The sequence below is a fragment of the Actinomadura napierensis genome (genome assembly GCF_039529375.1).
GTDB classification, from domain to species: domain Bacteria; phylum Actinomycetota; class Actinomycetes; order Streptosporangiales; family Streptosporangiaceae; genus Spirillospora; species Spirillospora napierensis.
Map to the genome: position 1 here is coordinate 1 of NZ_BAAAMR010000139.1, position 22,783 is coordinate 22,783.

General features: G+C 73.1%; 25 protein-coding genes and 1 pseudogene. 16 read left to right on the forward strand and 10 right to left on the reverse strand.

The annotated features are described in order from the left end of the window. Positions 1-266 (forward strand): alpha/beta hydrolase fold domain-containing protein (locus ABD296_RS43490; protein WP_344282262.1); only part of this gene is annotated, 266 nt, incomplete at its 5' end. A 143-nt stretch (positions 267-409) separates the two neighbouring features. After that, the gene (locus ABD296_RS43495) at positions 410-709 is read left to right on the forward strand and encodes a hypothetical protein (protein ID WP_344282265.1); all 300 of its coding nucleotides are present in this window, start codon (positions 410-412) and stop codon (positions 707-709) included. Between the two features lie 6 nt (positions 710-715). Here ABD296_RS43495 and ABD296_RS43500 read toward each other — a convergent pair whose 3' ends face one another. Further along, positions 716-1,465, reverse strand: coding sequence for a hypothetical protein (locus ABD296_RS43500; protein ID WP_344282268.1), 750 nt, complete (start codon positions 1,463-1,465; stop codon positions 716-718). A gap of 172 nt (positions 1,466-1,637) precedes the next feature. On the opposite strand from ABD296_RS43500, the gene ABD296_RS43505 reads away from it, so the two are divergent. The 6 genes from ABD296_RS43505 to ABD296_RS43530 all read left to right on the forward strand — a co-directional run bounded on the left by ABD296_RS43505 (position 1,638) and on the right by ABD296_RS43530 (position 6,693). After that, complete coding sequence (locus tag ABD296_RS43505; protein ID WP_344282271.1) at positions 1,638-2,654, forward strand: AAA family ATPase; 1,017 nt, start codon at positions 1,638-1,640, stop codon at positions 2,652-2,654. Continuing rightward, positions 2,651-3,745 carry a DUF58 domain-containing protein gene (locus ABD296_RS43510; RefSeq protein ID WP_344282274.1) on the forward strand — a complete coding sequence of 365 codons (1,095 nt, stop codon included), beginning with the start codon at positions 2,651-2,653 and terminating at the stop codon, positions 3,743-3,745. Before ABD296_RS43505 ends, ABD296_RS43510 begins: the two co-directional genes overlap by 4 nt. Then, entirely contained in the window at positions 3,742-4,689 is a 948-nt protein-coding gene (locus tag ABD296_RS43515) for a VWA domain-containing protein (RefSeq protein WP_344282277.1), read from the forward strand. The genes ABD296_RS43510 and ABD296_RS43515 overlap by 4 nt, the downstream gene beginning before the upstream one ends. 66 nt (positions 4,690-4,755) lie before the next feature. Next, positions 4,756-5,379, forward strand: a complete 624-nt coding sequence (locus tag ABD296_RS43520) for a class I SAM-dependent methyltransferase (protein WP_344282280.1) — start codon at positions 4,756-4,758, stop codon at positions 5,377-5,379. Further along, on the forward strand, positions 5,376-5,927 hold the full coding sequence (locus ABD296_RS43525) for a TrmH family RNA methyltransferase (protein WP_344282283.1): 552 nt from the start codon (positions 5,376-5,378) through the stop codon (positions 5,925-5,927). Before ABD296_RS43520 ends, ABD296_RS43525 begins: the two co-directional genes overlap by 4 nt. 112 nt (positions 5,928-6,039) lie before the next feature. Then, positions 6,040-6,693, forward strand: coding sequence for an SAM-dependent methyltransferase (locus tag ABD296_RS43530; RefSeq protein ID WP_344282286.1), 654 nt, complete (start codon positions 6,040-6,042; stop codon positions 6,691-6,693). Between the two features lie 65 nt (positions 6,694-6,758). On the opposite strand, the gene ABD296_RS43535 is transcribed toward ABD296_RS43530, so the two are convergent. Next, positions 6,759-8,288: an MDR family MFS transporter gene (locus ABD296_RS43535; protein WP_344282289.1), complete on the reverse strand. Its 1,530-nt coding sequence runs from the start codon at positions 8,286-8,288 to the stop codon at positions 6,759-6,761. 156 nt (positions 8,289-8,444) lie between these two features. Here ABD296_RS43535 and ABD296_RS43540 point away from each other — a divergent pair, with 156 nt between their 5' ends. Next, positions 8,445-9,089: a TetR/AcrR family transcriptional regulator gene (locus tag ABD296_RS43540; protein WP_344282291.1), complete on the forward strand. Its 645-nt coding sequence runs from the start codon at positions 8,445-8,447 to the stop codon at positions 9,087-9,089. A gap of 543 nt (positions 9,090-9,632) precedes the next feature. Further along, a complete protein-coding gene (locus tag ABD296_RS43545; RefSeq protein ID WP_344282294.1) occupies positions 9,633-11,450 on the forward strand; it encodes an alpha/beta fold hydrolase in 1,818 nt (605 codons plus the stop codon). A gap of 6 nt (positions 11,451-11,456) precedes the next feature. Here the strand turns inward: ABD296_RS43545 and ABD296_RS43550 are convergent, their stop codons facing one another. After that, positions 11,457-11,672 carry an EF-hand domain-containing protein gene (locus tag ABD296_RS43550; RefSeq protein ID WP_344282297.1) on the reverse strand — a complete coding sequence of 72 codons (216 nt, stop codon included), beginning with the start codon at positions 11,670-11,672 and terminating at the stop codon, positions 11,457-11,459. A 117-nt stretch (positions 11,673-11,789) separates the two neighbouring features. Here ABD296_RS43550 and ABD296_RS43555 point away from each other — a divergent pair, with 117 nt between their 5' ends. Next, the gene (locus ABD296_RS43555; protein ID WP_344282300.1) at positions 11,790-12,596 is read left to right on the forward strand and encodes a glycerophosphodiester phosphodiesterase; all 807 of its coding nucleotides are present in this window, start codon (positions 11,790-11,792) and stop codon (positions 12,594-12,596) included. A gap of 25 nt (positions 12,597-12,621) precedes the next feature. Here the strand turns inward: ABD296_RS43555 and ABD296_RS43560 are convergent, their stop codons facing one another. Beyond that, positions 12,622-12,918 (reverse strand): type II toxin-antitoxin system Phd/YefM family antitoxin, encoded by a 297-nt coding sequence (locus ABD296_RS43560; protein ID WP_344282303.1) that lies wholly within the window; start codon positions 12,916-12,918, stop codon positions 12,622-12,624. Between the two features lie 156 nt (positions 12,919-13,074). On the opposite strand from ABD296_RS43560, the gene ABD296_RS43565 reads away from it, so the two are divergent. The 3 genes from ABD296_RS43565 (at position 13,075) to ABD296_RS43575 (ending at position 14,745) form a co-directional block, all read left to right on the forward strand. After that, positions 13,075-13,656: a ClpP family protease gene (locus ABD296_RS43565; RefSeq protein WP_344282328.1), complete on the forward strand. Its 582-nt coding sequence runs from the start codon at positions 13,075-13,077 to the stop codon at positions 13,654-13,656. After that, positions 13,653-14,258: an ATP-dependent Clp protease proteolytic subunit gene (locus ABD296_RS43570; RefSeq protein ID WP_344282306.1), complete on the forward strand. Its 606-nt coding sequence runs from the start codon at positions 13,653-13,655 to the stop codon at positions 14,256-14,258. Before ABD296_RS43565 ends, ABD296_RS43570 begins: the two co-directional genes overlap by 4 nt. A 139-nt stretch (positions 14,259-14,397) precedes the next feature. After that, positions 14,398-14,745 carry an RNA polymerase-binding protein RbpA gene (locus ABD296_RS43575; RefSeq protein WP_344282330.1) on the forward strand — a complete coding sequence of 116 codons (348 nt, stop codon included), beginning with the start codon at positions 14,398-14,400 and terminating at the stop codon, positions 14,743-14,745. Positions 14,746-14,856: 111 nt separating this feature from the next. On the opposite strand, the gene ABD296_RS43580 is transcribed toward ABD296_RS43575, so the two are convergent. The 6 genes from ABD296_RS43580 to kamD form a co-directional block, all read right to left on the reverse strand. After that, a complete protein-coding gene (locus tag ABD296_RS43580) occupies positions 14,857-15,402 on the reverse strand; it encodes an FxsA family protein (protein ID WP_344282309.1) in 546 nt (181 codons plus the stop codon). 37 nt (positions 15,403-15,439) lie between these two features. Further along, complete coding sequence (locus ABD296_RS43585; RefSeq protein ID WP_344282312.1) at positions 15,440-16,195, reverse strand: polyprenol monophosphomannose synthase; 756 nt, start codon at positions 16,193-16,195, stop codon at positions 15,440-15,442. Positions 16,196-16,200: 5 nt separating this feature from the next. Continuing rightward, a complete protein-coding gene (gene lnt / locus ABD296_RS43590) occupies positions 16,201-17,955 on the reverse strand; it encodes an apolipoprotein N-acyltransferase (RefSeq protein ID WP_344282314.1) in 1,755 nt (584 codons plus the stop codon). Positions 17,956-18,528: 573 nt separating this feature from the next. After that, positions 18,529-18,924, reverse strand: a complete 396-nt coding sequence (kal, locus tag ABD296_RS43595; RefSeq protein ID WP_344282317.1) for a 3-aminobutyryl-CoA ammonia lyase — start codon at positions 18,922-18,924, stop codon at positions 18,529-18,531. Beyond that, a complete protein-coding gene (gene kamE / locus ABD296_RS43600) occupies positions 18,921-19,775 on the reverse strand; it encodes a lysine 5,6-aminomutase subunit beta (RefSeq protein ID WP_344282319.1) in 855 nt (284 codons plus the stop codon). The genes kal and kamE overlap by 4 nt, the downstream gene beginning before the upstream one ends. Next, on the reverse strand, positions 19,772-21,397 hold the full coding sequence (gene kamD, locus ABD296_RS43605) for a lysine 5,6-aminomutase subunit alpha (protein ID WP_344282322.1): 1,626 nt from the start codon (positions 21,395-21,397) through the stop codon (positions 19,772-19,774). Before kamD ends, kamE begins: the two co-directional genes overlap by 4 nt. Before the next feature lie 376 nt (positions 21,398-21,773). Here kamD and ABD296_RS43610 point away from each other — a divergent pair, with 376 nt between their 5' ends. Together ABD296_RS43610 and ABD296_RS43615 are read left to right on the forward strand one after the other, a co-directional pair. After that, positions 21,774-22,544 (forward strand): bestrophin-like domain, encoded by a 771-nt coding sequence (locus ABD296_RS43610; RefSeq protein ID WP_344282325.1) that lies wholly within the window; start codon positions 21,774-21,776, stop codon positions 22,542-22,544. Positions 22,545-22,546: 2 nt separating this feature from the next. Further along, positions 22,547-22,783: pseudogene (locus tag ABD296_RS43615) on the forward strand (hypothetical protein); the annotation flags it as partial.

Here is a 22,783-nt window from a genome sequence, read left to right on the forward strand (position 1 = left end):
TCTCCCCCCTCCTGGACCCCGACCCCCGCGGCCTCCCGCCCGCGATCATCGCCACCGCCGAACACGACCGCCTGCGCCCCCAGGCCGAACAGCACGCCGCACGCCTGCAAACCGCCGGCGTACCCGTCACCCTCATCACCGGGACGGGCCTGGACCACGGATACCTCGGCTGGGGCTCCTTCGCGCGCCGCCCCGCCCGCACCGTCGCCGCGATCGGCGCCGCCGTCCGCACCGCCCTCACCACACCGCCCCCGCCCCCCGCTTGACCGCCCTTGACCGTCCCGGCGGCGCCACCGCACCGATCACCACCCGTCACTTGCCCGACCCGTTTAACCGCTTTGACGTGGGCAATCACCATAGGGAGCCGGATTTTCGCCGAACCTCGCCAACGGTTGAGGAGGGACCCGCCTTGCCGCCGACGCACCAGATGCGCATGATCCGGGCCGAACGGTCCGGGACCGAGGAATGGGCCTGCCCGACCTGCGGCCGCCGCATGCTGCTGCGCTGGCCACCCCACTACAGCAAGCAGATCATCGACCCCGGCGACGAACGCGCCTGCCACGTCGCCTCCTGCGACGACCTGCCCGCCAACGCCCCCACCCCCGAGCCCGCCACCCTCACCGGGCAGCGCGCCGCACCCCGCACCCCACCACGCCGCCGGCTCCGCGAAACCGGCATCGACCCCGCCGCCACCGCCCCCAGCACCTGACACCCATCACAGCGGACCGCCGTCATCACCACCACCCGAAGCCGACGGCGAAGGAGTCGGCGGCGGAGACGGACTCATCGGCTGCTGCGGCGTCGGCGGCGCCACCGAAGGCGACTGGAACGTCGGCAACGGCTCAGGCGGCGGAGACGGCGGATCCTTCGGCCGCGGCTGGCACGCGAACAACACCGCCATCAGCAACGCCAGCACCACCAAAGCCCCCGCCAACGTCAGCACCGCCGCCACCAGCCCCCGCTCCGGCGGACGATCCGGAGCCGGCACCGGCCCGCTCGCCACCTCCGGCCGCGGACGCTGACCCGCCAGCGCCGCCTCCGACGACCCCAGCCAATGCGGCTGGAACTGCGGACCCCGCCGCCGCCCCCACCGCCGCCCCGCCCCGCCCAGCAGCACCGGCTCCAAGAACCGCTCCGCCCCCGCACCGCCCGCCTCGTACGCCGTCGCCACCCACGGCGCCGGACCGTCCGGCTGCGCCGCCACCACCGCCGCACCACCCGCGCCGCCACCCGCGCCGCCCGAACCACCGGAACCGCCCGGCACCGCCTCCAAGATCGCCGCCCGGAACCGGTCCCGAGCCGCCGCGTCCCCCGCCGCCCCCCGGTTCAGCACCGCCACACACGCACGCCGCCCCTCACCGTCCACCCCCAGGAACACGATCCCGGCAGCGGACTCCGACAAACGCGCCGACAAACGGAACGGCCCCACCTGCGCGGGATCCCCCGGGGGCAACGGCCTCGACATGGCCGCAACCCTAACAACCGCCCCCGCCCCCGGCCGCCACCACGACCACCACCAGACACCCCCCGCACCCGCCTCCCGCCGCCGCGCACGGATCGCGCACGAACGGGTACAAGTGATCGCGTAGGGTCGGAACGCGCCCGCTCACACCCGTCACACAGTGAGGGACACCCATATGACCATCGCCGCCAACGACGTCGACGAGGCCGCCGCACTGCTGCAGAGAACCCTCGCCGAGGTCAAGAAGGTCATCGTCGGCCAGGACCACATGGTCGAACGGCTGGTCGTCGCCCTCCTGGCCCGCGGTCACTGCCTCGTCGAAGGCGTTCCCGGCGTCGCCAAGACCCTCGCCGTCGGCACCCTCGCCAAAGTCGTCGGCGGCACCTTCGCCCGCCTGCAGTTCACCCCCGACCTCGTCCCCTCCGACATCGTCGGCACCCGCATCTACCACCCCTCCACCGAGCAGTTCGACGTCGAACTCGGCCCCGTCTTCGTCAACTTCGTCCTCGCCGACGAGATCAACCGCGCCCCCGCCAAGGTCCAGTCCGCCCTCCTGGAGGTCATGGCCGAACGCCAGGTCTCCCTCGGCGGCAACACCTATCCCCTCCCCCGCCCCTTCATCGTCCTGGCCACCCAGAACCCCATCGAGTCCGAAGGCGTCTACCCCCTCCCCGAAGCCCAGCGCGACCGCTTCCTCATGAAGATCGACGTCCACCACCCCTCCGCCCACGAGGAACTCCACATCCTCCAGCGGATGAGCGTCGACCCGCCCAAGGCCGACCCCGTCCTGGACTCCGACCGCCTCGCCGAACTCCAGCGCGCCGCCGAAGAGGTCTCCGTCCACGACCTCGTCGCCGACTACATCGTCCGCCTCGTCATGGCCACCCGCGAACCCGAGCAGTACCGGCTGCCCGACCTGCGCCCCGCCATCGAGATCGGCGCCAGCCCCCGCGCCACCCTCGGCCTGGTCTCCACCGCCCGCGCCCTCGCCCTGCTGTCCGGCCGCGACTACGTCCTACCCGACGACGTCCAGGCCGTCGCCCGCGACGTCATCTCCCACCGCCTCGTCCTCACCTTCGACGCCCTCGCCGACGGCGTCGACCCCGGCGAGGTCGTCGACCAGATCCTCGCCGCCGTCCCCCCGCCCCGCGTGGTCTGGAACCACGGCGCCGCGGCGGTGACCAGCGCATGACCACCGGGGACCACCGCAAGCCCGCCCGCTCCCGCCGCGACGGCGCCCTGGCCCACCTCGCCCCCGAACGGACCCTGCGCCGCCTGGAACTCCAGGTCACCCGCCGCCTGGACGGCCTCCTCAACGGCGAGCACCTCGGCCTGCTCCCCGGCCCCGGCACCGAACTCGCCGAAGCCCGCGTCTACCAGCCCGGCGAGGACGACGTCCGCCACATGGACTGGGCCGTCACGGCCCGCACCACCACCCCGCACGTCCGCGACCTCATCGCCGACCACGAACTCGAAGCCTGGGCCCTGGTCGACCTCACCCCCAGCATGGACTTCGGCACCGCCGCCATGGTCAAACGCGACCTCGCCGTCGCCGCCCTGGCCGCCGTCGGCTTCCTCACCGTCCGCCTCGGCGACCGCGTCGGCGCCTACCTCCAGCACCCCGGCGGCCTGCGCCGCTGGCCCGCCCGCACCGGCAAGGCACCCTTCTACGCCCTCCTGCAGGCCGTCCTCGACGCCCGCCCCGACACCGACGCCGACACCGACGCCGACGCCGACACCGGACCGCCCGCCCGCATGTCCGGCACCACCGCCACCTCCGGCGCACCCCACGGCGACCTCGCCGCCGCCATCACCTCCCTCGCCCGCGGCCAGACCCGCCGCGGCCTGCGCGTCGTCATCTCCGACTTCCTGCCGCCCGCCCCCGGCACCACCGGCGCCCGCGCCGGCACACCCCCCGGCGACCCGGACGCGCCACCCGACTGGGAGAGCCCGCTGCGCCGCCTCGCCGCCCGCCACCAGGTCCTCGCCGTCGAGGTCATCGACCCCCGCGAACTCGACCTGCCCGACATCGGCCTCGTCGAGATGACCGACCCCGAGACCGGCGCCGCCCACGAGATCGTCCTCAGCCGCCGCACGCGCCGGCGCTACGCCGAAGCCGCCGCCGCCCAGCGGGAGCAGACCCGCGCCGCGCTGCGCCGCTGCGGCGCCCACCACCTCGTCCTGCGCACCGACCGCGACTGGATCGCCGACGTCGCCCGCTTCGCCGTCCGCCAGCGCCGCGCCGCCGGACGGGCCTTCACCACCGCGGGAGTGCGCCCATGACCTTCCTGTCGCCCGACCGCCTCTGGCTGCTGGCCGTCGCGCCGATCCTGGCCGGCCTGTACGTCGTGCTGCAGATGCGCCGCCGCAACTACGCCGTCCGCTTCACCAACCTGGCCCTGCTGTCCCAGGTGGCGCCCAAGCGGCCGGGCTGGCGCCGGCACGTCGCCGCGACGCTGTTCCTCATCATGATCATCCTGATGATGATCGGGTTTGCCCGCCCCGCCAGCTCGGTGAAGGTGCCCCGCGACCGCGCCACCATCATGGTCGCGGTGGACGTGTCGCTGTCGATGATGGCCCAGGACGTCCCGCCGAACCGGATGGAGGCCGCCAAGGCCGCCGCCAAGAAGTTCATCCGCGAGCTGCCGGCCCGCTTCAACGTCGGCGTCGTCTCCTTCGCAGGCAACGCCAACCTGATCGCCGCGCCGTCCGCCGACCGCGACACCGCCATCGCCTCCCTCGACCAGCTCGCCCTCGCCAAGCGCACCGCGATCGGCGAGGCGGTCTTCACCTCCCTGCAGGCCGTCCGGACCTTCGACACCCAGGCCGCCCAGGACCCGCCGCCCGCCCACATCGTGCTGTTGTCCGACGGGGACAACACCACCGGGCGGTCCGTGCAGGAGGCCATCGACGCCAGCCGCTCCGCGCACGTCCCGGTGTCGACGATCGCGTTCGGCACCCCGTACGGCACCGTCGACATCGAGGGCGAGACGACCAGCGTCTCGGTCAACAAGGAAGCGCTGAAGACGCTCGCCACCAGCACCGACGGCAAGGCCTACGAGGCCGCCGACGCCGGCCAGCTGCGCGACGTGTACGCCAACATCGGCACGTCCCTGGGCTACAAGACCGAGCACCGCGACGTCGCCGCCCGCTACACCGGCATCGCGCTGCTGTTCGCGCTGGCGGCCGGCGGCTTCTCCCTCGCCTGGTTCTCCCGCCTGCCCTAGCCGCAGCACCGTGCGGCAAGACCGTGCGGCACGGGGACGCTCCGAACGCTGATACGGTCGGCCGACGTGGGGGAACACTACTTCGCCGAGCGGCCGGGCGCCGCGAGCCGCCGCCGTTCCGTGGACCTGGTCCTGCCGGACCTGCACCTGCGGCTGGAGACCGACAGCGGGATGTTCTCCCCCGACCGCGTCGACGCCGGCACCCGCGTCCTGCTGGAGACCGTCCCCGCGCCGCCGCAGACCGGCGACCTGCTCGACCTGGGCTGCGGCTACGGCCCCATCGCACTCACCCTGGCAAGCCGCTCGCCGCAGGCGAGTGTATGGGGTGTGGATATAAATCAGCGAGCTGTGGAGCTCGCTAATTTTAATGCCAAAACCGCTGGCCTTGACAATGTAAGGTTCAAGTTGGCGGACGAGACCGACCCCGGCCTTCGGTTCGCGGCGATCTGGTCGAACCCTCCGATCCGGATCGGCAAGGCGGCCCTGCACGACCTCCTCCTGGCCTGGCTGCCCCGCCTGTCCCCCGGCGGGCTCGCCCACCTGGTCGTGCAGAAGCACCTCGGCTCCGACTCCCTGCAGCGCTGGCTGAACGAGCAGGGCTTCCCCACCGAGCGGATCGCCTCCCGCTCCGCCTACCGCGTCCTGCGCGTCTCGTCCCGCTCGTTCAGCACGGAAGGCCACACCCGATGAGCACCACCGACTCCGCGCCCGGCCGCAGGCAGCTGCGCGCCACCGACGTCAAGCGCCTCAACCGCGACTGGCGGCGCCGTACCGAGGGCCGCCTCGGCCTGCTGGTGGAGTCGGTCACCCAGCCGTTCAACATGGGATCGATCATCCGCAGCGCCGCCGTGTTCGGCGTCGAGCGGCTCTGGCTCGCCGGCAACGCCACTCCCCCGGACCAGCGCAACGTCGCCAAGACCGCCCTCGGCACCGAACGGCTCGTCCCGTGGGAGCACGCCGGCACCCCCGCCAAGGCGGCCGCCGCCATCCGCGAGGAGGGCCTGCGCATCGTCGCCATCGAGCTGACCGGTGACGCCGTCCCGCTGCACGAGGCGCCCCTGGACGGCGACGTCTGCCTGGCCGTCGGCGGCGAGGACCACGGCTGCTCCCCCGCTCTGCTCGCCGCCGCCGACGCCGTCGCCTACATCCCGCAGATCGGACGCGTCGGCTCCCTCAACGTCGCCGTCGCCACCGCCATCGCCCTGGCGGAGGCCCGTCGCCGCGAATGGTCCGCCTGACCCGTCCCGGCGACCGCACCGGGATTTTGCTGGAACAGCAAAGGATTTCGCCGGTTCCGGGCCTGGCAACGAGCATGGCACCGGAAACGACGACCTCACATCCCAAGGACGCATGATGAGCGACGAAGGCAGCACCGCCGAGGAATTCTGGGACGCCCGCTACTCCGAGAGCGAGCGGATCTGGAGCGGCGACCCCAACACCGTCCTGGTCCGCGAGGCCGCCGACCTGCCGCCCGGCACCGCCCTGGACCTCGGCGCGGGCGAGGGCGCCGACGCGATCTGGCTGGCGCGCCGCGGCTGGCGGGTCACCGCCGTCGACATCTCCCAGGTGGCCCTCGACCGCGCCGCCCGGCACGCCGCGGACGCCGGCGTCGCCGACCGCATCGACTGGCAGCGCCACGAGCTCGGCCCCTCCTTCCCCGACGGCGAGTTCGACCTGGTGTCGGCGCACTTCCTGCACTCGCCCCGCGAACTGCCGCGCGAGGAGGTCCTGCGCTCGGCCGCGGCGGCCGTCGCGCCCGGCGGGATCCTGCTGATCGTCGGCCACGCCGGGCTGCCGCCCTGGGAGGAGCACGACCACGGCGACGACGACCCCCACCGCGACCTGCATCTGCCCACGCCCGACGAGGTGCTGGAGTCGCTGCAGCTCCCGGAGGGCAAGTGGCAGGTGCTGCTGAGCGGCGAGCACGAACGCGTCCAGACCGGCCCGGACGGGCGCAGCCACACGCGCATCGACAACGCCCTGAAACTCCGCCGACTGCCCTGACGTCCCGGCGGTTGCCCCGGCCGCACGGGGATGCCCGGCGGCCGGGGCACCGTGGGCGCCGCCGGTCAGGGGGAGACCTTCCCGGCGTCGGGCTCCGTCTCGGGTGCGGCGGTGGCCGGCGCCGGTTGCGGCCCGCCGCGCAGCGGCACCTCCTTCACCAGCAGGGCGGCGGCGAGCGACACCGCGGACACCACCGCCCCCAGCAGGAAGATCTGGTGCGTGCCGGTGACGAACGAATGCAGGTAAGCGTCCCTGGCGGGCTGCGGCAGGCCCGCCGGAGACGCGCCGCCGGCCCCGTCCGCCGGAACCCTCCCGTGGAGGGCCTGGTTGAACAGCGAGCCGAACACCGCCACGCCCACCGAGCCGCCGATCGTGCGGAACAGGGTCATCGCCGCCGACGCGGCTCCCAGGTCGCGCATCTCGACGCTGTTCTGCGCGATCGTGGTGACCATCTGCATCAGGCAGCCCATCCCCACGCCCACCAGCGCCATGTAGCAGCCGGTGGCCGTGCGGGACGTGGAGGCGTCCATGGTCGACAGCAGGAACAGCCCCACCGTCAGGCACGCCGTGCCGATCACCGGGAACACCTTGTACCGGCCGGTCGCCGACATCACCCGGCCGCCGATCTGCGAGATCACCACCACCGGCGCCATCAGCGGCAGGAGCAGCAGCCCCGAGCCCGACGCCGACGCGCCCTGGACGGTCTGCTGGAACAGCGGCAGGTACAGCGCGCAGCCGAACAGCGCCACGCCCGACACCAGGATCAGCACCGACATCAACGGGAAGTTGCGGTGCCCCGTGAAGATCCGCAGGGGCAGCAGGGGCTCGGCGGCCCGGCGCTCCACCGCCACGAACGCCGCCACCCCCGCCAGGGCCGCCGCGAACAGCGCCAGGACCTGCCACGACGTCCACGGGTAGGTGCTGCCCGCCCAGGTCGTCGCCAGCACCAGCGCGCAGATCACCGCCGTCATCAGGCTGATGCCCGTCCAGTCGACGCGGGCCTTCACCCGGGTCGCGGGCAACCGCAGCAGGAACCAGCACCACACCAGCGCGATCACGCCGAGCGGCAGGTTGATGTAGAACGCCCAGCGCCAGCCGGCGTGGCCGGTGATGAAACCGCCCACCAGCGGGCCGCCGATCGTGCCGGCGGCCATCACCGACGCGGTCATCCCCTGGTACCGGCCCCGCTCGCGGGGAGGCACCAGCGACCCGATGAGCGCGAACGCCAGGCCGCCGATCCCACCCGCGCCGAGCCCCTGCACGGCACGGAACGCGATCAGCTGGACCATCGACTGCGCGGCGCCCGACAGGGCCGACCCGGCCACGAACACCACGACCGACAGCAGGTAGACGTTCTTGCGCCCGTACAGGTCGCCGAACTTGCCCCAGACGGGCGTGGACACGGCCGTGGTCAGCGTGTAGGCGGTGACGACCCAGGAGATGTGCTCCAGGCCGCCGAGGTCGCCGACGATGGTGGGCATCGCGGTGCCGACCACCATGTTGTCCAGCATCGACAGCAGCATCGCGAGCATCACGCCGAGCAGGGCCCAGCGGACGCTGCGGCCCGCGGGCGGAGGCAGACCGGGTGCGGGCATGACTGATCACCTCACTGATGGTGGGAATCCGGAGAGCGCCGGAGAGGATCCGGGGCGTCGCCGCCGGGCCCGGCCATCCCCACAAAAGCACACTCGATTAAAAAGTGCAACGAGTCAACTTTTCAAGTGAGGCAACCCAAGCGGTAGCATGGCGCCATGACGGAGACGATGGGCCGCCGGGAACGCAAGAAGGCCGCCACCCGCAAGGCGCTCGCCGACGCCGCCCTGCGGCTGTTCCTCGAGCACGGCTACGACAACGTCGGCATCAAGGACGTCGCCGAAGCCGCCGACGTCTCCACCACCACGCTGTTCAAGCACTTCCCCAGCAAAGAGGCACTGGTGTTCGACCAGGACGCCGACGTGGAGGCCGCCCTCGTCGCCGCCGTCCGCGACCGCCCCGCCGGCACCTCCGTCCCGGCCGCCCTGCGCGAGCACGTCCTGCGCCGCAAGTTCGTCGTGGGCGACCCCGCCGCCGAGCGCTTCACCCGGCTCATCGACAGCCACCAAGCCCTGCGCGACTACGCGCACCGCATGTGGATGCGGCACGAGACCGCCCTCGCCCACGCCATCGCCGAGGACGCCGGCCGCCCCGAGGACGACTCGGCCTGCGCGGCCCTCGCCCACTTCGCCCTCGAAACCGCCGCCCTCGCCCGCGGCCGCACCGACCCCCGCGAAGCCGTCGAGCGCGCCTTCGACCTCCTCGAACACGGATGGCGCACCGCCATCCGCACCCTCCCGCCCCTGACCCCCGGGCCGGCTTCCCCAGGGGCCGACTCCCCCGGAACCGCTCCCCCGACCTGACCCCGCGCTGCCCGATCCCGGCTTGCACGCCGGGCCGCCCGCGCGATCTGGCGGACTGGCTGGACGCGCTGTTCGAGGACGCCGGCTCCGTGCATCTGGTCGGCCGTTCCCTCGGCGCGGCCGCCGCCCTGCAGGCGGCCCTGCAATTGGCCGTGAAGCGTCGGGACCGGGTCGCCGGGCTGACGCTGGTGGCGCCGTTCTCCCTTCAGCCCCGCGCCGGCTTCGCCGCACAGATGCCTCTGCAGGGGTTCGCCGGCCTGACTGCGCTGCGCGGCGCCGTGTCCGGGCCTGCACGCCGAGACCCGCACGCAGACAGGTGCTGCGGCTGGGCGGGGCGTGCGAGGAGTCCGCTACCGTCGCCGCGCACACGCTGCGGAGGGTCGCCGGCCCGCACGCTGGCGGTCCTGACACAGGAGCCTGGGCGGTGCGAGGCCGAAACCGTCAAGGACCAACCGGTCGGTCGTCGCTGGGCGGTGTCGGCTTGCCATAATAGGTAGACCGGTCTAGTTTCACATGCGTACGGTTCATGACGAGGAGGAACTCATGGCACGGCGTGCGCTGGTGTTCGGGGCCGGTGGGTTCATCGGACGGCATTTGATCCTCGCGCTGACCAGGGAGGGCGTCGGCGTGACGGTGGCGACGCGCGACGCCCGGTCCCACGCGAGGCTGACCTCCTGGCTAGCCGAGCATGGATGCGGCACCGCCATCCGCGAGCTGCGCGTCGATTTCGACAGCCCGGGGCTGGTGGAGGAGGGCCCTCGCACTTGGGAGGACGTCACCGAGATCTACAACTGTGCGGCGGCGTACCGGTTCGGGATGACGGAAGCTGAGGCGCGCCGGGCCAACGTCGACAGCGTCACGGCGATCGTGTCCTTCGCGGCGAAGATGCCCCGGCTGCGGCGGCTGGTGCACGTGTCCGGTTACCGGGTGGGGGGTCAGGAATCCGCTAACGGGCCGTGGAGCGACGACGTCGCACGCGACGTCTACCGGAGGCTTGGCGCCTACGAGGCATCCAAGGTCGAAGCGGACGCGGTCTTCCAGGCGGCGGCCGGTCGCTTGGGCGTGCCGTGGTCCATCGTCAATCCGTCCAGCGTGATCGGTGACAGCACGAGCGGCGAGTCGGACCAGCAGATCGGCCTCGCCGCGAGCATCGCGGAGATCTGGCGCGGCTCGGTCGCGGCGCTGCCCGGAAACGCGCGCACGTTCGTCCCGGTGATCCCCATCGACTATCTGGCGCGCTTCATGACGCTGCTGCCGGACGACCCGGACACCGCCGGCAGATCCTTCTGGGTCCTGGACGACCGCACTCCCCCGCTGCCCGACCTGCTCTCGCTCGTGGGCCGGCACTACCAGGTGCGGGTCCCGAGGATGCGGATACCGGTGCCAGTGGTCCGGCGCCTGCCGGCCGCCCTCACCAAGGCCGACCGGGAGACACTGAGCTTCCTGTCGTCCGACCGCTACCCGACGGACCCGGCCCGCACGCTCGCCGAACGGCACGGGCTGAAGGCCCCCGACACGACCGGCTCGATCCTGCGGTGGGCCGACCACCTGGCAGCGCACCGGTTCGGCGCCGCGCCCGCGCGGGGACCGGCGCGGCGGTTCACCCGGTATGCCGGCGTCCGGACGTTCGAACTCGGCGAACCGGGCGCGCCGACCGTTGTGCTGCCCGGCCTCCCGGTCAACGCCGACACGTGGGCCGCGGTCGTCGCGGACCTCGGGCACGCGCGGGCCGTGGACCTGCCCGGCCTGGGCATGAGCGCCGGCCGCCCGCGCGATCTCGCGGACTGGCTGGACGCGCTGGTCGGGGACGCCGGCTCCGTGCATCTGGTCGGCCATTCCCTCGGCGCGGCCGCCGCCCTGGAGGCGGCCCTGAGGCGTCCGGATCGGATCACCGGGCTGACGCTGGTGGCGCCGTTCTTCCTTCAGCCCCGCCTCGGCTTCGCCAACCGGTTGCCCCTGCTCACCCGTCTCTACCTGCGGCGCGTGCGCCCCGAGGCCCTCGCGCACCGGCTCACCGGATCCGGTGAGCGGGCCGAGGCGCTCGCGTCCTGCGCTGAGGATCTGCACCGGGGTCACGTCGCCGCCCGCACTGCGGGGTTCCTGGCCGCCGCCGGCAGCGGGCGGTGGCGCGCGGAGTTGCGGCGCGGCCTGCAGCGGTACACGGGCGACGTGCACGTCATCACCGGCGCGGAGGATCCCCTCACCGGCGACGGGAGGGCGCTGGTCGACTCGCTCGGTGAGCGCGCGACGGTGACCGTGATCGACGGCGCGGGCCACCATCCCCAGCTGACCCATGCCGAGGAGCTGGCGCAGGCGATCGGCGTCTGCCTGCCGTCCGCGCGGCCCGGGGCCTGCGCCTGACGCCGGTCAGGCGGTCTGCTCCATCAGGGCGGCGAACTCCTCCAGGGAGATCTTCCCGTCGCGGTTGACGTCGGCCGCCACGACGACCTCCACGGCCCGCGTCTCGGTGACGTCCCGGCCGAGCTTGGACATCAGGTTCTTCAGCTCGGCCGTGGAGATGTACCCGTCGCCGTCCACGTCCACCAGCTCGAACGTCGCCCGGTACTCGTTCACGTCGGCCATGGGACCTGCTCCTCCTGCTGATCGTGTGAGGAGACGACGCTAGCAGTTGCACTATCAGCCCGGCGCCTTTACACAGTAAGGTAAGGCCGGGCGCGGGCGTCGGCCATAATCGGACGGGTGCCCCGCTCGTACGCCTTCCTCGATCATCCGGGCCCGATCCCGTTCGCCCACCGCGGCGGCGCGAGCGGCCGGCCGGAGAACTCGATGTCCGCCTTCCAGCGCGCCATCGACCTCGGCTACCGCTACCTGGAGACCGACGCCCACGCCACCGCCGACGGCGTCGTCGTCGCCTTCCACGACCGCACGCTCGACCGGGTGACCGACCGGACGGGGGCGATCGCGCGGATGCCCTACGCCGAGGTCGCCAAGGCCCGCATCCGCGGCGCCGAGCCCATCCCCCGCCTGGAGGAGATCCTGTCGGCCTGGCCGGACGCGCGGGTCAACGTCGACCTCAAGGACGCGCCCGTCATCGGCCCGCTCGCCGAGGTCCTGCACCGCACCCGGGCGTGGGACCGGGTGTGCATCACCTCGTTCTCCACGCGCCGGCTCGCGCAGATGCGCGCCCGCCTCCCCCTGTTCACCGGCGAGGACGTGTGCATGGCGCTCGGCCCGCGGGGGCTGATGGCGCTGCGCGCCAAGTCCTACGGCGGCCCGACCGCCAAGCTCGTCCGGCTGGCCGCGACCGGCGTAGCGTGCGCGCAGGTGCCCTACGGCCTCGGGCCCGTCCCGTTCGTCACCGAGGCGTTCATCTCCGAGGCCCACCGCCTCGGCCTGAAGGTCCACGCCTGGACCGTCAACGATCCCGCCGCGATGAACCGGCTCCTCGACATCGGCATCGACGGCATCATGACCGACGACCTGGTCGCGCTGCGCCACGTGATGGCGTCCCGCGACCTGTGGCCCCGGTCCGCCTCGGCCTCCTGACCGTACGGCCTGCCGGGAGGCGGTGTCAGCGGCCGAAGCCCGGCGGGCGCGGCGGGCCGCCCGGACGGTACTCCGCCGCGATGCGCAGCGGCGCGTGCTGCGGGCGCTCGGGCTGCTGCGCCGCGGCCTGGCCGGTCTGGGTGAGGTCCAGGCGCCCGGCGCGCAGGCTCTCCAGCAGTTCCAGGTCCTCCGCCGACACGAGGGCGGCCATCACCTTCCCACGCCGGGTCAGCGCCACGCGCTCCCCCGTGTAGGCGACCCGGTTCACCAGGTCGGCGAACTCCTTGCGTGCCTCCGTCACCGGCTTCTCCACGCTGTTCATCGTATAGCGAACTCCTCTGGCCCCTCCCTGCCCAGCGAGTGTAGGTTCCAGACGTACAGAACGTACGTTCTGTACTGATCAAGAGGAGGGCGCATGTTCGACCGACCGGAGGAGGACCGCTCGGCGCGGCGGCCGGAGACCTTCGCACCGCGGACGATGGCGAAGCTGGCCGAGGCACCGCCGTTCGCGGAGGCGCAGCTGTTCGAGCGGCTGCTGGCGCAGCGGATCGTGTTCCTCGGCACCGAGATCGACGACCAGGTCGCCAACCGGGTCAACGCGCAGCTGCTGCTGCTCGCCGCGCACGACGCGCGGCGCGACATCACCATCTACGTCAACTCCCCCGGCGGCGTGGTCGACGCCGGGATGGCGATCTACGACATGATGCAGTTCGTCCCGAACGACATCTCGACGGTGGCGATGGGGATGGCCGCCTCGATGGGCCAGACGCTGCTGTGCGCGGGGACGGCCGGCAAGCGGTACGCGCTGCGGCACGCGCGGGTGATGATGCACCAGCCGCACGGCGGGATCGGCGGCACCGCGTCCGACATCAGGATCCAGGCCGAGCAGTCGCTGTACCTGAAGCGGACGCTGGCCGAGCGGACCGCGTTCCACACCGGGCAGCCGCTGGAGAAGATCGAGGCCGACGGCGACCGGGACCGCTGGTTCACCGCCGAGCAGGCCCGCGAGTACGGGTTCGTCGACCACGTCATCGACAGCACCGACCGGGTCGGGTCGTGACGCACGCCGAGGAACACCACCCGGTCCCCTCGTTCGTCGAGCGGACGAGCTACGGGGTCAAGGAGACCACCCCGTACAACAAGCTGTTCGAGGACCGCATCGTGTTCCTCGGCGCCCCGGTCGACGACACCACCGCCAACGACGTCACCGCGCAGCTGCTGGCGCTGGAGGGGATGGACCCCGACCGGCCGATCGCGCTGTACCTCAACTCTCCGGGCGGGTCGCTGACGGCGATGATGGCGATCTGCGACACGATGCGCTACATCCGGCCGGAGATCGAGACAACCTGCGTCGGGCAGGCCGGGCCAGCCGCGGCGGTGCTGCTGGCGGCGGGGGCGCGGGGCCGGCGGGCGGCGCTGGCCAACGCGCGGATCCTGCTGCACGAACCGGCGGTCGAGGCGTCCCGCGGGAACTCCAGCGACCTGGAGATCCAGGCGCGGGAGGTGCTGCGGATGCGCGAGCGGACCGAGGCGATCCTGGCGGAGGCGACCGGGCGCAGCCCCGAGACCGTCCGGCGGGACCTGGACCGCGAACGCCACTTCACCGCCACGCAGGCCAAGGAGTACGGGCTGATCGACGAGGTCCTGACGCGCCGCGGGTAGGCGCCCGGCGGACGATCGGCGGGCCCGGCCCGGTACGGCCGCAAAGAGCAGGGTTGGGCGCGGCATGATCCGGGAATCTTGTGATGGTGTCCAGCGTTGGTCAGAGCAGGACCGCAAGCCGTCTGGGAGGCACTTGACGATGGCCGAGCGCGCACTTCGCGGCACCCGACTCGGAGCGACGAGCTACGAGAACGATCGCAACACCGATCTGGCCCCACGGCAAGAGGTGGACTACACCTGTACGAAGGGCCACCGGTTCACCGTGACGCTCGCAGCCGAGGCCGAGGTGCCGATGACCTGGGAATGCCGCAGCTGCGGCGCCACGGCCCTGCGGGTCGACGGGGAGCTGCCCCAAACCAAGAAGGGCAAGCCGCCGCGCACCCACTGGGACATGCTCATGGAGCGCAGAACGGTGGAGGACCTCGAGGAGGTCCTCGCCGAACGGCTCGAGATCCTGCGTGCGGGGCGCAGGAGGAGATCGGCATGATCGACTGAGATCGGCGGAAGGCCCGCACCGTAAGGTGCGGTCCTTTCCCATGTCCGATGACGTTTTCGGACGCCGACGTGGAGATCGAATGCCGGGCGCCGCGCTCCCCCGTCAGGTGCGGGAGGGGTGATCGTCCTCTTCGACGACCTCGCCGCGGACGACGGGGCCGCGCGGCGTGCCGGGGTCGCGGTCGTCCGCGGCGGGCCCGAACGGGCCGAGCGGCCCGAACCCGGCCGGGCCGGGGCCCGCGGCGCCGGGCGGGAAGGTCATCGAGGCGCGGTCGCCGGCGATCCGCATCCGCCGGGCGGCGTACCGGGACGCGACGCGGCGGACGAGCGGCCGGGTGAAGGGCAGCACGAACGCCAGCCCCAGCACGTCGGTGATGAGGCCCGGGATCAGCAGCAGCACGCCGCCGGCCATGACCAGCGCGGCGTCGCCGAGCTCCCGGTCGGGCACGGCGCCGCGCCGCACGGTCTCCTGCAGGCTCCGCCAGGCGCGCCGGCCCTCGCGGCGGACGATCCAGCCGCCCAGCAGCGTCTCGGCGACCAGCAGCCCGACCGTCGGCCAGGCGCCGATCGCCTCGCCGACCTGGACGAGCAGGTAGATCTCCAGGACGGGCGTCAGCAGGAACGCCAGGACCAGTGCTAGCGGCAGCATGGCTCCATTTTCGGGTCGCGGAATGCCTGTACCCGTGTCAACGCCGCGGCGGCCCCGAACGTTTCCCCCCGGCGCGCCCGGCCACCCCCCACTGGGTGATGCGCAGCGCCGCCTCCATCATCACGTCCCGGCTCATCTTGCTGGTGCCGTGCACGCGCTCGACGAAGGTGATCGGCACCTCGACGACGCGCAGCCCCTTGCGGAGGGCGCGCAGCGCCAGGTCGATCTGGAAGCAGTAGCCGCGCGAGTCGACCCCCTCCAGCCCGATCTTGTCCAGCGTGGCGGCGCGGAAGGCGCGGTACCCGCCGGTGGCGTCGTGCAGCGGGATGCGCAGCATCAGCCGGGCGTAGGTGTTGGCGCCGCGCGAGAGCGCCTCGCGGCGCTTGGGCCAGTTCTCGACCTTGCCGCCGGGCACCCAGCGGGCGCCGATCACCAGGTCGGCGTCCTCGAGCGCGGCCAGCAGCCGGGGCAGCTCCTCGGGCTGGTGGGAGCCGTCGGCGTCCATCTCGACCATGACGTCGTAGCCGTTGTCGGCGGCCCACCGGAATCCGGCGATGTAGGCGGGGCCGAGGCCCTCCTTGCCGGTGCGGTGCAGGACCTTGACCTGCTCGTCGGCGGCGGCCATGGCGTCGGCGACCTCGCCGGTGCCGTCCGGGCTGGCGTCGTCCACGACCAGCACGTCCACCGACGGGACGGCCTTGCGCACCCGGCCGGTGATGCGCTCGATGTTCTCCCGCTCGTTGTAGGTCGGGATGATCACGAGCACCCTGCCGAGCTCGGCTGGGATCTCCATCGGTGTCAATTCTCCTCGTTCTTGCTGACCGTCGTCCATGCCGCGGCGCACAGCGCACCGATGCCCAGCACGACCAGCACCCATTCCGGCCACTCGCCGAGCCGGTCCGCCAGGGTGCGCTCGGAGCGCTCGGGGACGCTCGCGACCTGGATGTCGGGCACGAACTCCCTGGACCGGTCGATCATCCGGCCGTCCGGGGCGACGATCGCGCTGATCCCGCTCGTCGCGGCAACCAAGATCGTACGGCCATGTTCTACCGCGCGCAGCCTCGACATGGCGATCTGCTGCGGCGGCAGGCTGGTGCGGCCGTAGGTGGCGTTGTTGGTCTGCACGACGAGGATCCGGCCGCGGGCGACGTCGCGGACCTCCTTGTCGTAGGCGACCTCGAAGCAGATCACGTCGCCGATGTCGACGGGGCCGAGCCGCATGACCCCCGACCGGGTGCCCTTGGCGAAGTCCCGGGGGATCAGCTCGAACCGCTTGATGATCTTGGTGAGGACATCGCGGAACGGCAGGTACTCGCCGAACGGCACGGGGTGCCGCTTGACGTAGTAGTCGCCGGGGCCGGTCACCGGGTCCCAGACGATCCCGCGGTTCTCGACCTTCTTGCGGTCGGGGGTGTCGGTGAGGGCGCCGACCAGGACCGGGACGCCGACGTCCTTCACGGCGCCGTCGATGGCCCGGTAGGCGTCGGGCTCGGTGTAGGGGTCCAGGTCGCTGGAGTTCTCCGGCCACACCACCAGCTGCGGCCTGGCGACCTTCCGGGCGCGGATCTCGGCGGCCAGCTCGTGGGTGGCCTTGACGTGGTTGTTCAGGACGGCCTTGCGCTGGCCGAGGAAGTCCAGGCCGAGGCGCGGCACGTTGCCCTGGATGACGGCGACGGTGACCCGCGGGCCGTCCGAGGGGGTCGGGATGAGCGCGCCCGCGCCGGTGACCGCGCCGGCCACCGCGAGGGCGATCGCGGCGGAGACGGCGGCGCGGCGCCGGCCGGGGGCGCCCGGCGCGCGGGCCGGTTCCTCACCGGTGGGCTCGTGGTCGCCGCGTCCGGCCGTTTCCGGCCGCGTGCCGTCAGCACCGTCCGCGGCACCCCGGCGGGACGGGCGGAGCCGCCAGGCGGCCAGGGCGGCGAAGGCGAGCAGCCCGCCGATCAGCGCGGTCAGGAAGGTGACCAGGGGCGCCCCGCCGAGCGAGGCGTACGGGGTCAGCGGGGTGTCGGTCTGGCTGAAGGCCAGCCGCGCCCACGGGAACCCGCCGAACGGCACGCGGCCCCGCAGCGCCTCCTGGCCGACCCACAGCCCGGCCGTCCACAGCGGCCAGCCGGGCAGCCGGGTGACGAGCGCGATCGCGGCGCCCATGGGGACGAAGTACAGCGCCTCGACCAGGCTCAGCACGGCCCAGGCGTCCGGGCCGACCGGGATCAGCCCGTCGAGGGCGGGCAGGAAGAACGCGGCGCCGGCGAGGAAGCCCAGCCAGGCGCCGGTGCGGGCGGCCTGCCCGCGCACCGCGAGGGTGAGCGCGGCGACGGCGGGGAACGCCAGCGGGGTGAGGTCGAACGGCGGGAAGGCCAGGCACAGCGCCAGGCCCGCGGCGATCACGACGACGGTGCGGGGCCATCCGGCGCGGCCGCCGGTCCGCAGGAAGCGGCGCAGCCGCCGTCCCAGCCGCGCGGCGCGGCCGGGACGCCCCGCCGCGCCGGGGCCGCCGTCCGGGGCCGCGGGTCCGCTGGCCGGCGGCCGGTCCGGGAGGGTCTCCTGGGCCACGTCCACCCCTCGTTCGCTCGATCCGTTCGCGGGAACGCTACCGGCACGCCGTGCCCGCGGCGACCACGTACCGGTCACGGTATGCCCGCTTCTGCGGCAACGCCACGTGCCGGTGACCCGCGCGGACGCCGCGCGGAGGCGGTGACAGGAGGGCGGAAAGGCCGGGCGGAGAGGGCGGGCGGACGCGGAAGAGGGCCCGTGACATCCGTCGGGCCGGAGCCGTCCCACAGGCGGTGAGAGCGGGTCTCCGTTTTCTACTGGATGTCCGGGCCCTTCCCGGGTCCAACCCCCCGCGCGATCGGGCGGCTCCGCCCGGACACCGGCCCGGACCACCGCACTGGCTCGGACGGCACGGCGTCGGCCACCGGTGTGGCCCGCTCTCGTCCCGCCGCGGCGCGGTGCCCGGTGGCGACCCGGGCGGCCGATCGGTGAGTCCCGTGCTGGACTGCAGCAAAACTACCGGCTTAGCGGCCCTTGTCAACCGCCGCATGTTCTGCGGCGACTCTTCGTTCTCCCAGCTCAGCCCCATGATCGCGGGTGGGCGTCAATTCCGTCCCGGCACCCGCCGGATGATCACTCGCCGGGCGCGGGGACCACGACGGTGCCGGTGGCGGTGACCGCGACGATCGGCTCGGCCAGTACCTCGGCGGACGACTCGCCCTTGTCGGGACGGCCCCGGCACACCACCCGCGCCTCGAAGTCCAGGGTGCGGCTGCGGGTGCCGACCCGGGTGACGACGGCGGTGGCCTCCAGCACGTCCCCGGCCCGGACGGGCGCGCGGAACTGCACGTCGGAGTAGGAGGCGAACAGGCCCTCGTCGCCGTCGGTGCGGATGCACACCTCCGTGGCGACGTCGCCGAACAGGCCGAGCATGTAGGCGCCGTCGACCAGGTCGCCGGCGTAGTGGGCGTGGGCGTAGGGCACGTAGCGGCGGTGGGTGACGGTCAGGCCCTCGCGGGGGTCGCTCATCGCTCGTCCTCTCGTTCGTCGTCGTCCGCCTCCCGCGCCTCCTGCACGGCGGTGCCCGGAAGCAGGGCGTGGACGAGATAGCTGGCGACCTCTGCGGGGGTGGTGCCCTTGCCGAAGATCCGGTCGACGCCGAGGTCCTCCTCGCTGACGGTGTCGAAGCGCGGCCCGCCGACCACCAGCAGCGGCCGTCCCATACCGGCGGCCACGGCGGTGGGGTACTCGGCGTGGAACGCGGCGGCCATCTGCTTGGTGTTGTGCAGGTGCGCGTTCTTCTGGGTGACGACCTGGGAGACCAGGACGGCGTCGGCGTCCTCGACCTTGGCGCGTTCGACGAGTTCCTCGACCGTGACCTGGGCGCCCATGTTCACCACCTGGATCTCCCGGTAGTACTCCAGGCCCTTCTCCCCCGCGAAGCCCTTGACGTTGAGGATCGCGTCGATGCCGACGGTGTGGGCGTCGGTGCCGATGCAGGCGCCGACGACGACGAGCCGCCGGTTCAGCGCGCCCCGGATGGCGAGGTTGACCTCCTGCGAGGACAGCAGCGGGTAGGCCCGCTCCTCGGGGACGGGGATGGAGGCGTAGTCGATGAGGTGCCCGACCCTGCCGTAGACGATGAAGAAGGTGAAGTCGGGGCCCATCGGCTTGGCGTGCACCACGCTGGCGGGGTCAAGGCCCATCTTCCCGGCCAGCTGCAGCGCGGCGGCGTCGGCGCGCTTGCCGGCCGGGACGGGAAGCGTGAACGACATCTGGACCATGCCGTCGCCGGTGGTGTCGCCGTAGGGCCGGATCACCTGGCGGGTGTCGGCGGGCTCGGCCGGGGCCTGCGTCCCTCCGGTCGTCTCGACGGTCATGCGGGCACCTCCTGGGCGGCGTCGGCCGTGGCGCGGTGGGCGTGCGGGTCCTCGGTGTCGAGGACGTCGATGGCGGGGTTGAAGTACCCGTCGGCGCGTTCGACGACGCCGTCCAGGCCCTTGCCGCCGTCGGGCGGGCGGCGGGTGACGCCGAAGGTGCCCTCGGCGATGGCGGTGAGCAGCCCGTCGTCCTCGATCCGCTCCAGCAGCTCCACCGACTCCGACAGCACCTGCTTCGCCCGCTGGACGATCATCCCGTCGGGCCTGGGCATGAAGTCCTCGGCGAGGGCGCCGCAGGCGTCGCGGACGTAGCGGACGTTCTCCAGCGCCAGGTCGCGGTCCGACAGCCAGGGCGTGTGGATCCCCTCGGTCATCATCCCGATCAGGATGATCGACTGCCCGGTCAGCACCCCGGCGAGGTTGAAGAACGCGTCCAGCAGGTAGCCGGCGAAGATGTTGCCGGTCATGTGCTTGGTGGGCGGCATGTACTTCAGCGGCGCGCCGGGGAACAGCTCGCGGACGAGCTGGGCGTGCGCGAGCTCCAGCCGGAACGACTCGGGGACCGCCGGGTCGATCTCGAAGGCGTGGCCGAGGCCGAGCTGGGCGTCCGAAAGGCCCGCCTCGTGGCCGAACCGCTCGTTGAGCAGCTGGCTGACGATCACGGTGTGCGCGGCGTCGACCGCGTCGGCGGTGGTGAGGTAGTTGTCCTCGCCGGTGTTGATCACGATGCCGGCGCGGGCGTGGATCTGCCGGGAGAAGCGCTGGTCGATGAAGGTGCGGCGGGGGTTGATGTCGCGGAAGATGATGCCGTACATGCAGTCGTTCAGCATCATGTCCAGGCGCTCCAGCCCGGCGAGCGTGGCGATCTCCGGCATGCACAGCCCGGAGGCGTAGTTGGTCAGCCGGACGTAGCGGCCGAGTTCGCGGGAGACGTCGTCCAGCGCCGCGCGCATCAGCCGGAAGTTCTCCTGGGTGGCGTAGGTGCCGGCGTAGCCCTCGCGGGTGGCACCCTCGGGGACGAAGTCCAGCAGCGACTGGCCGGTGGAGCGGATCACCGCGACGACGTCGGCGCCCTCGCGGGCGGCGGCCTGGGCCTGCGGGATGTCCTCGTAGATGTCGCCGGTGGCGACGATGAGGTAGACGAGCGGGCGCGGCGGGCCGGCCGCGTCGGGGGTCGGCAGTTCGGCCAGCAGCGCGTCGCGTTCGGCGCGGCGGCGGCCGATCAGGTCCAGGCCGCCGCGCGCGGCGGCGGTCGCGGCCTCGCGGGCGTGCGCGGCGTCGGTGCCTGCGGGCAGCCGGAACGACACCCGGCCCCGGGCGGTGGCCTCGGCGAGGTCGCGCAGGGAGCGGTGCGGCCCGGTCAGCAGGGCGTCCCACACCGGCAGCGCCAAGCCGTGCTCGAGGCCGACCTGGTCGCGGACGGCGTCGGCGAGGTGGTTGGCCCACGGACGGCCCTCGTCGTCGGCGCCGGCCAGGCCGGCCAGCCGCAGCAGCGCCCGCTCAACCGAGACGGTGGTGTGGGAGCGGGCCATCCGGATGATCGGTTCGGCGGCCCGGGCGGCGAGCCGCCGGGCGGTGTCCACCACCTGCGGGTCGAGGTCCAGCTTTCCCTGCGGCGCCATTGCCGTCTCCCCTCACGCTGCCGCCCCTTTCAGGCCGGTTGCCGACAATCGTCCTTCTATATGAGTTCTCTACCGGAGATCTTCCGGCATCACCACCATGAATCGCAAGAACCAACAGCACTTCCCCGCCGTCGCGGGCGCACGCCCGGCTCCCCCTGCAGTCCTTCCCCGCCGACGGCCCCCGCTCCCCCGGCCGCGCGAAACCGTGCCGTGGGCCAGCCTTTGCTTCCCGCCCCGGACGGCCGGGTCACCTCCAGGTGACGACCAAGGCGAAACCACGACATGGACACGCTTGGTGAACTTAGAATCACCGACAGTCGCCCGCCGGCGGGGAGCAGGCCCCGCCCGCGGAGTGGCCGATCCCCCCGGGAGGGGCATGATCATTTATATTGCGGCCGCGTTGTGCGCCGTCATCGTGGTGATCCTCGCAAGCCGGCTGGTGCGGCGGGGGCGGCACGGCGTGGACGACCCCGACCCCGACGGCCCCACCGCCGCGCACACCGGCGCGATGCTGTCGGCGCTGTTCCTGCTCGCGTTCGCCATCGCGATCGTGGTGCCGTGGACCTCGGCCGACTCCGCGCGGTCCAACACCTACGCCGAGAGCCAGGCGGTCGTCGAGGCGTACTGGTCCGCCTCCCGGCTGCCCCCCGCCGACGCCCAGCGCGTCCAGGCCGGGCTGCGCGACTACGTCGAGCTGGTCAGCGGCCCCGAATGGCGGCTGATGCGCGACCACGGCCGGCTCAGCGCCACCGGATGGGCGAAGCTCGACGGGCTGCGCCGCGAGGTGATGGCGGTGAAGGCGTCCACCGACGAGCTCCAGAACGCCCAGGGCAGCGTCCTGGACCACCTCACCGAGATCTCCGCGGCGCGCCACCAGCGGGCCATGGACGCCAAGACCACCCCGCCCCTCGGGCTGCTGGTCGTCACCGTCCTCACCGGGATCGTGGTCATGCTGCTGCCCCTGTTCGCCGGCGCCCGCCCCCGCGGGATGACGCTGATCCCGCTCGGGCTCATGGCCGCGCTCCTGGCCGCCGGCATCTACCTGGTCTTCGACATCGCGCACGTGTTCCGGGGCGGGCTCGCCGTCCACCCGGACGCCTTCACCGGCGCCGCGGCGGAGCTGCGGCGCATCGCCGGGGGTGGCTGAGCGTGCGCCGCCTGCCGCTGCTGCCCGCCGCGATCTCCGGTGCGCTGGCCGGGACGCTCGCGCTGCCGCCGTGCGCGTCCGCCGACCCGGTGCCCGACCCGTCGTCCTCGGTGACGGTCACCGGCGAGGGCGGCGGCGGGGTCAGCGTGTGCATCGACGGGGAGGTCCACGTGAACGTCGGGCCGGGCGCGCCGGGCTGCGCCGAGCCGCCGCCGCCCGCGCCCGAGCCGCCGCCGAAG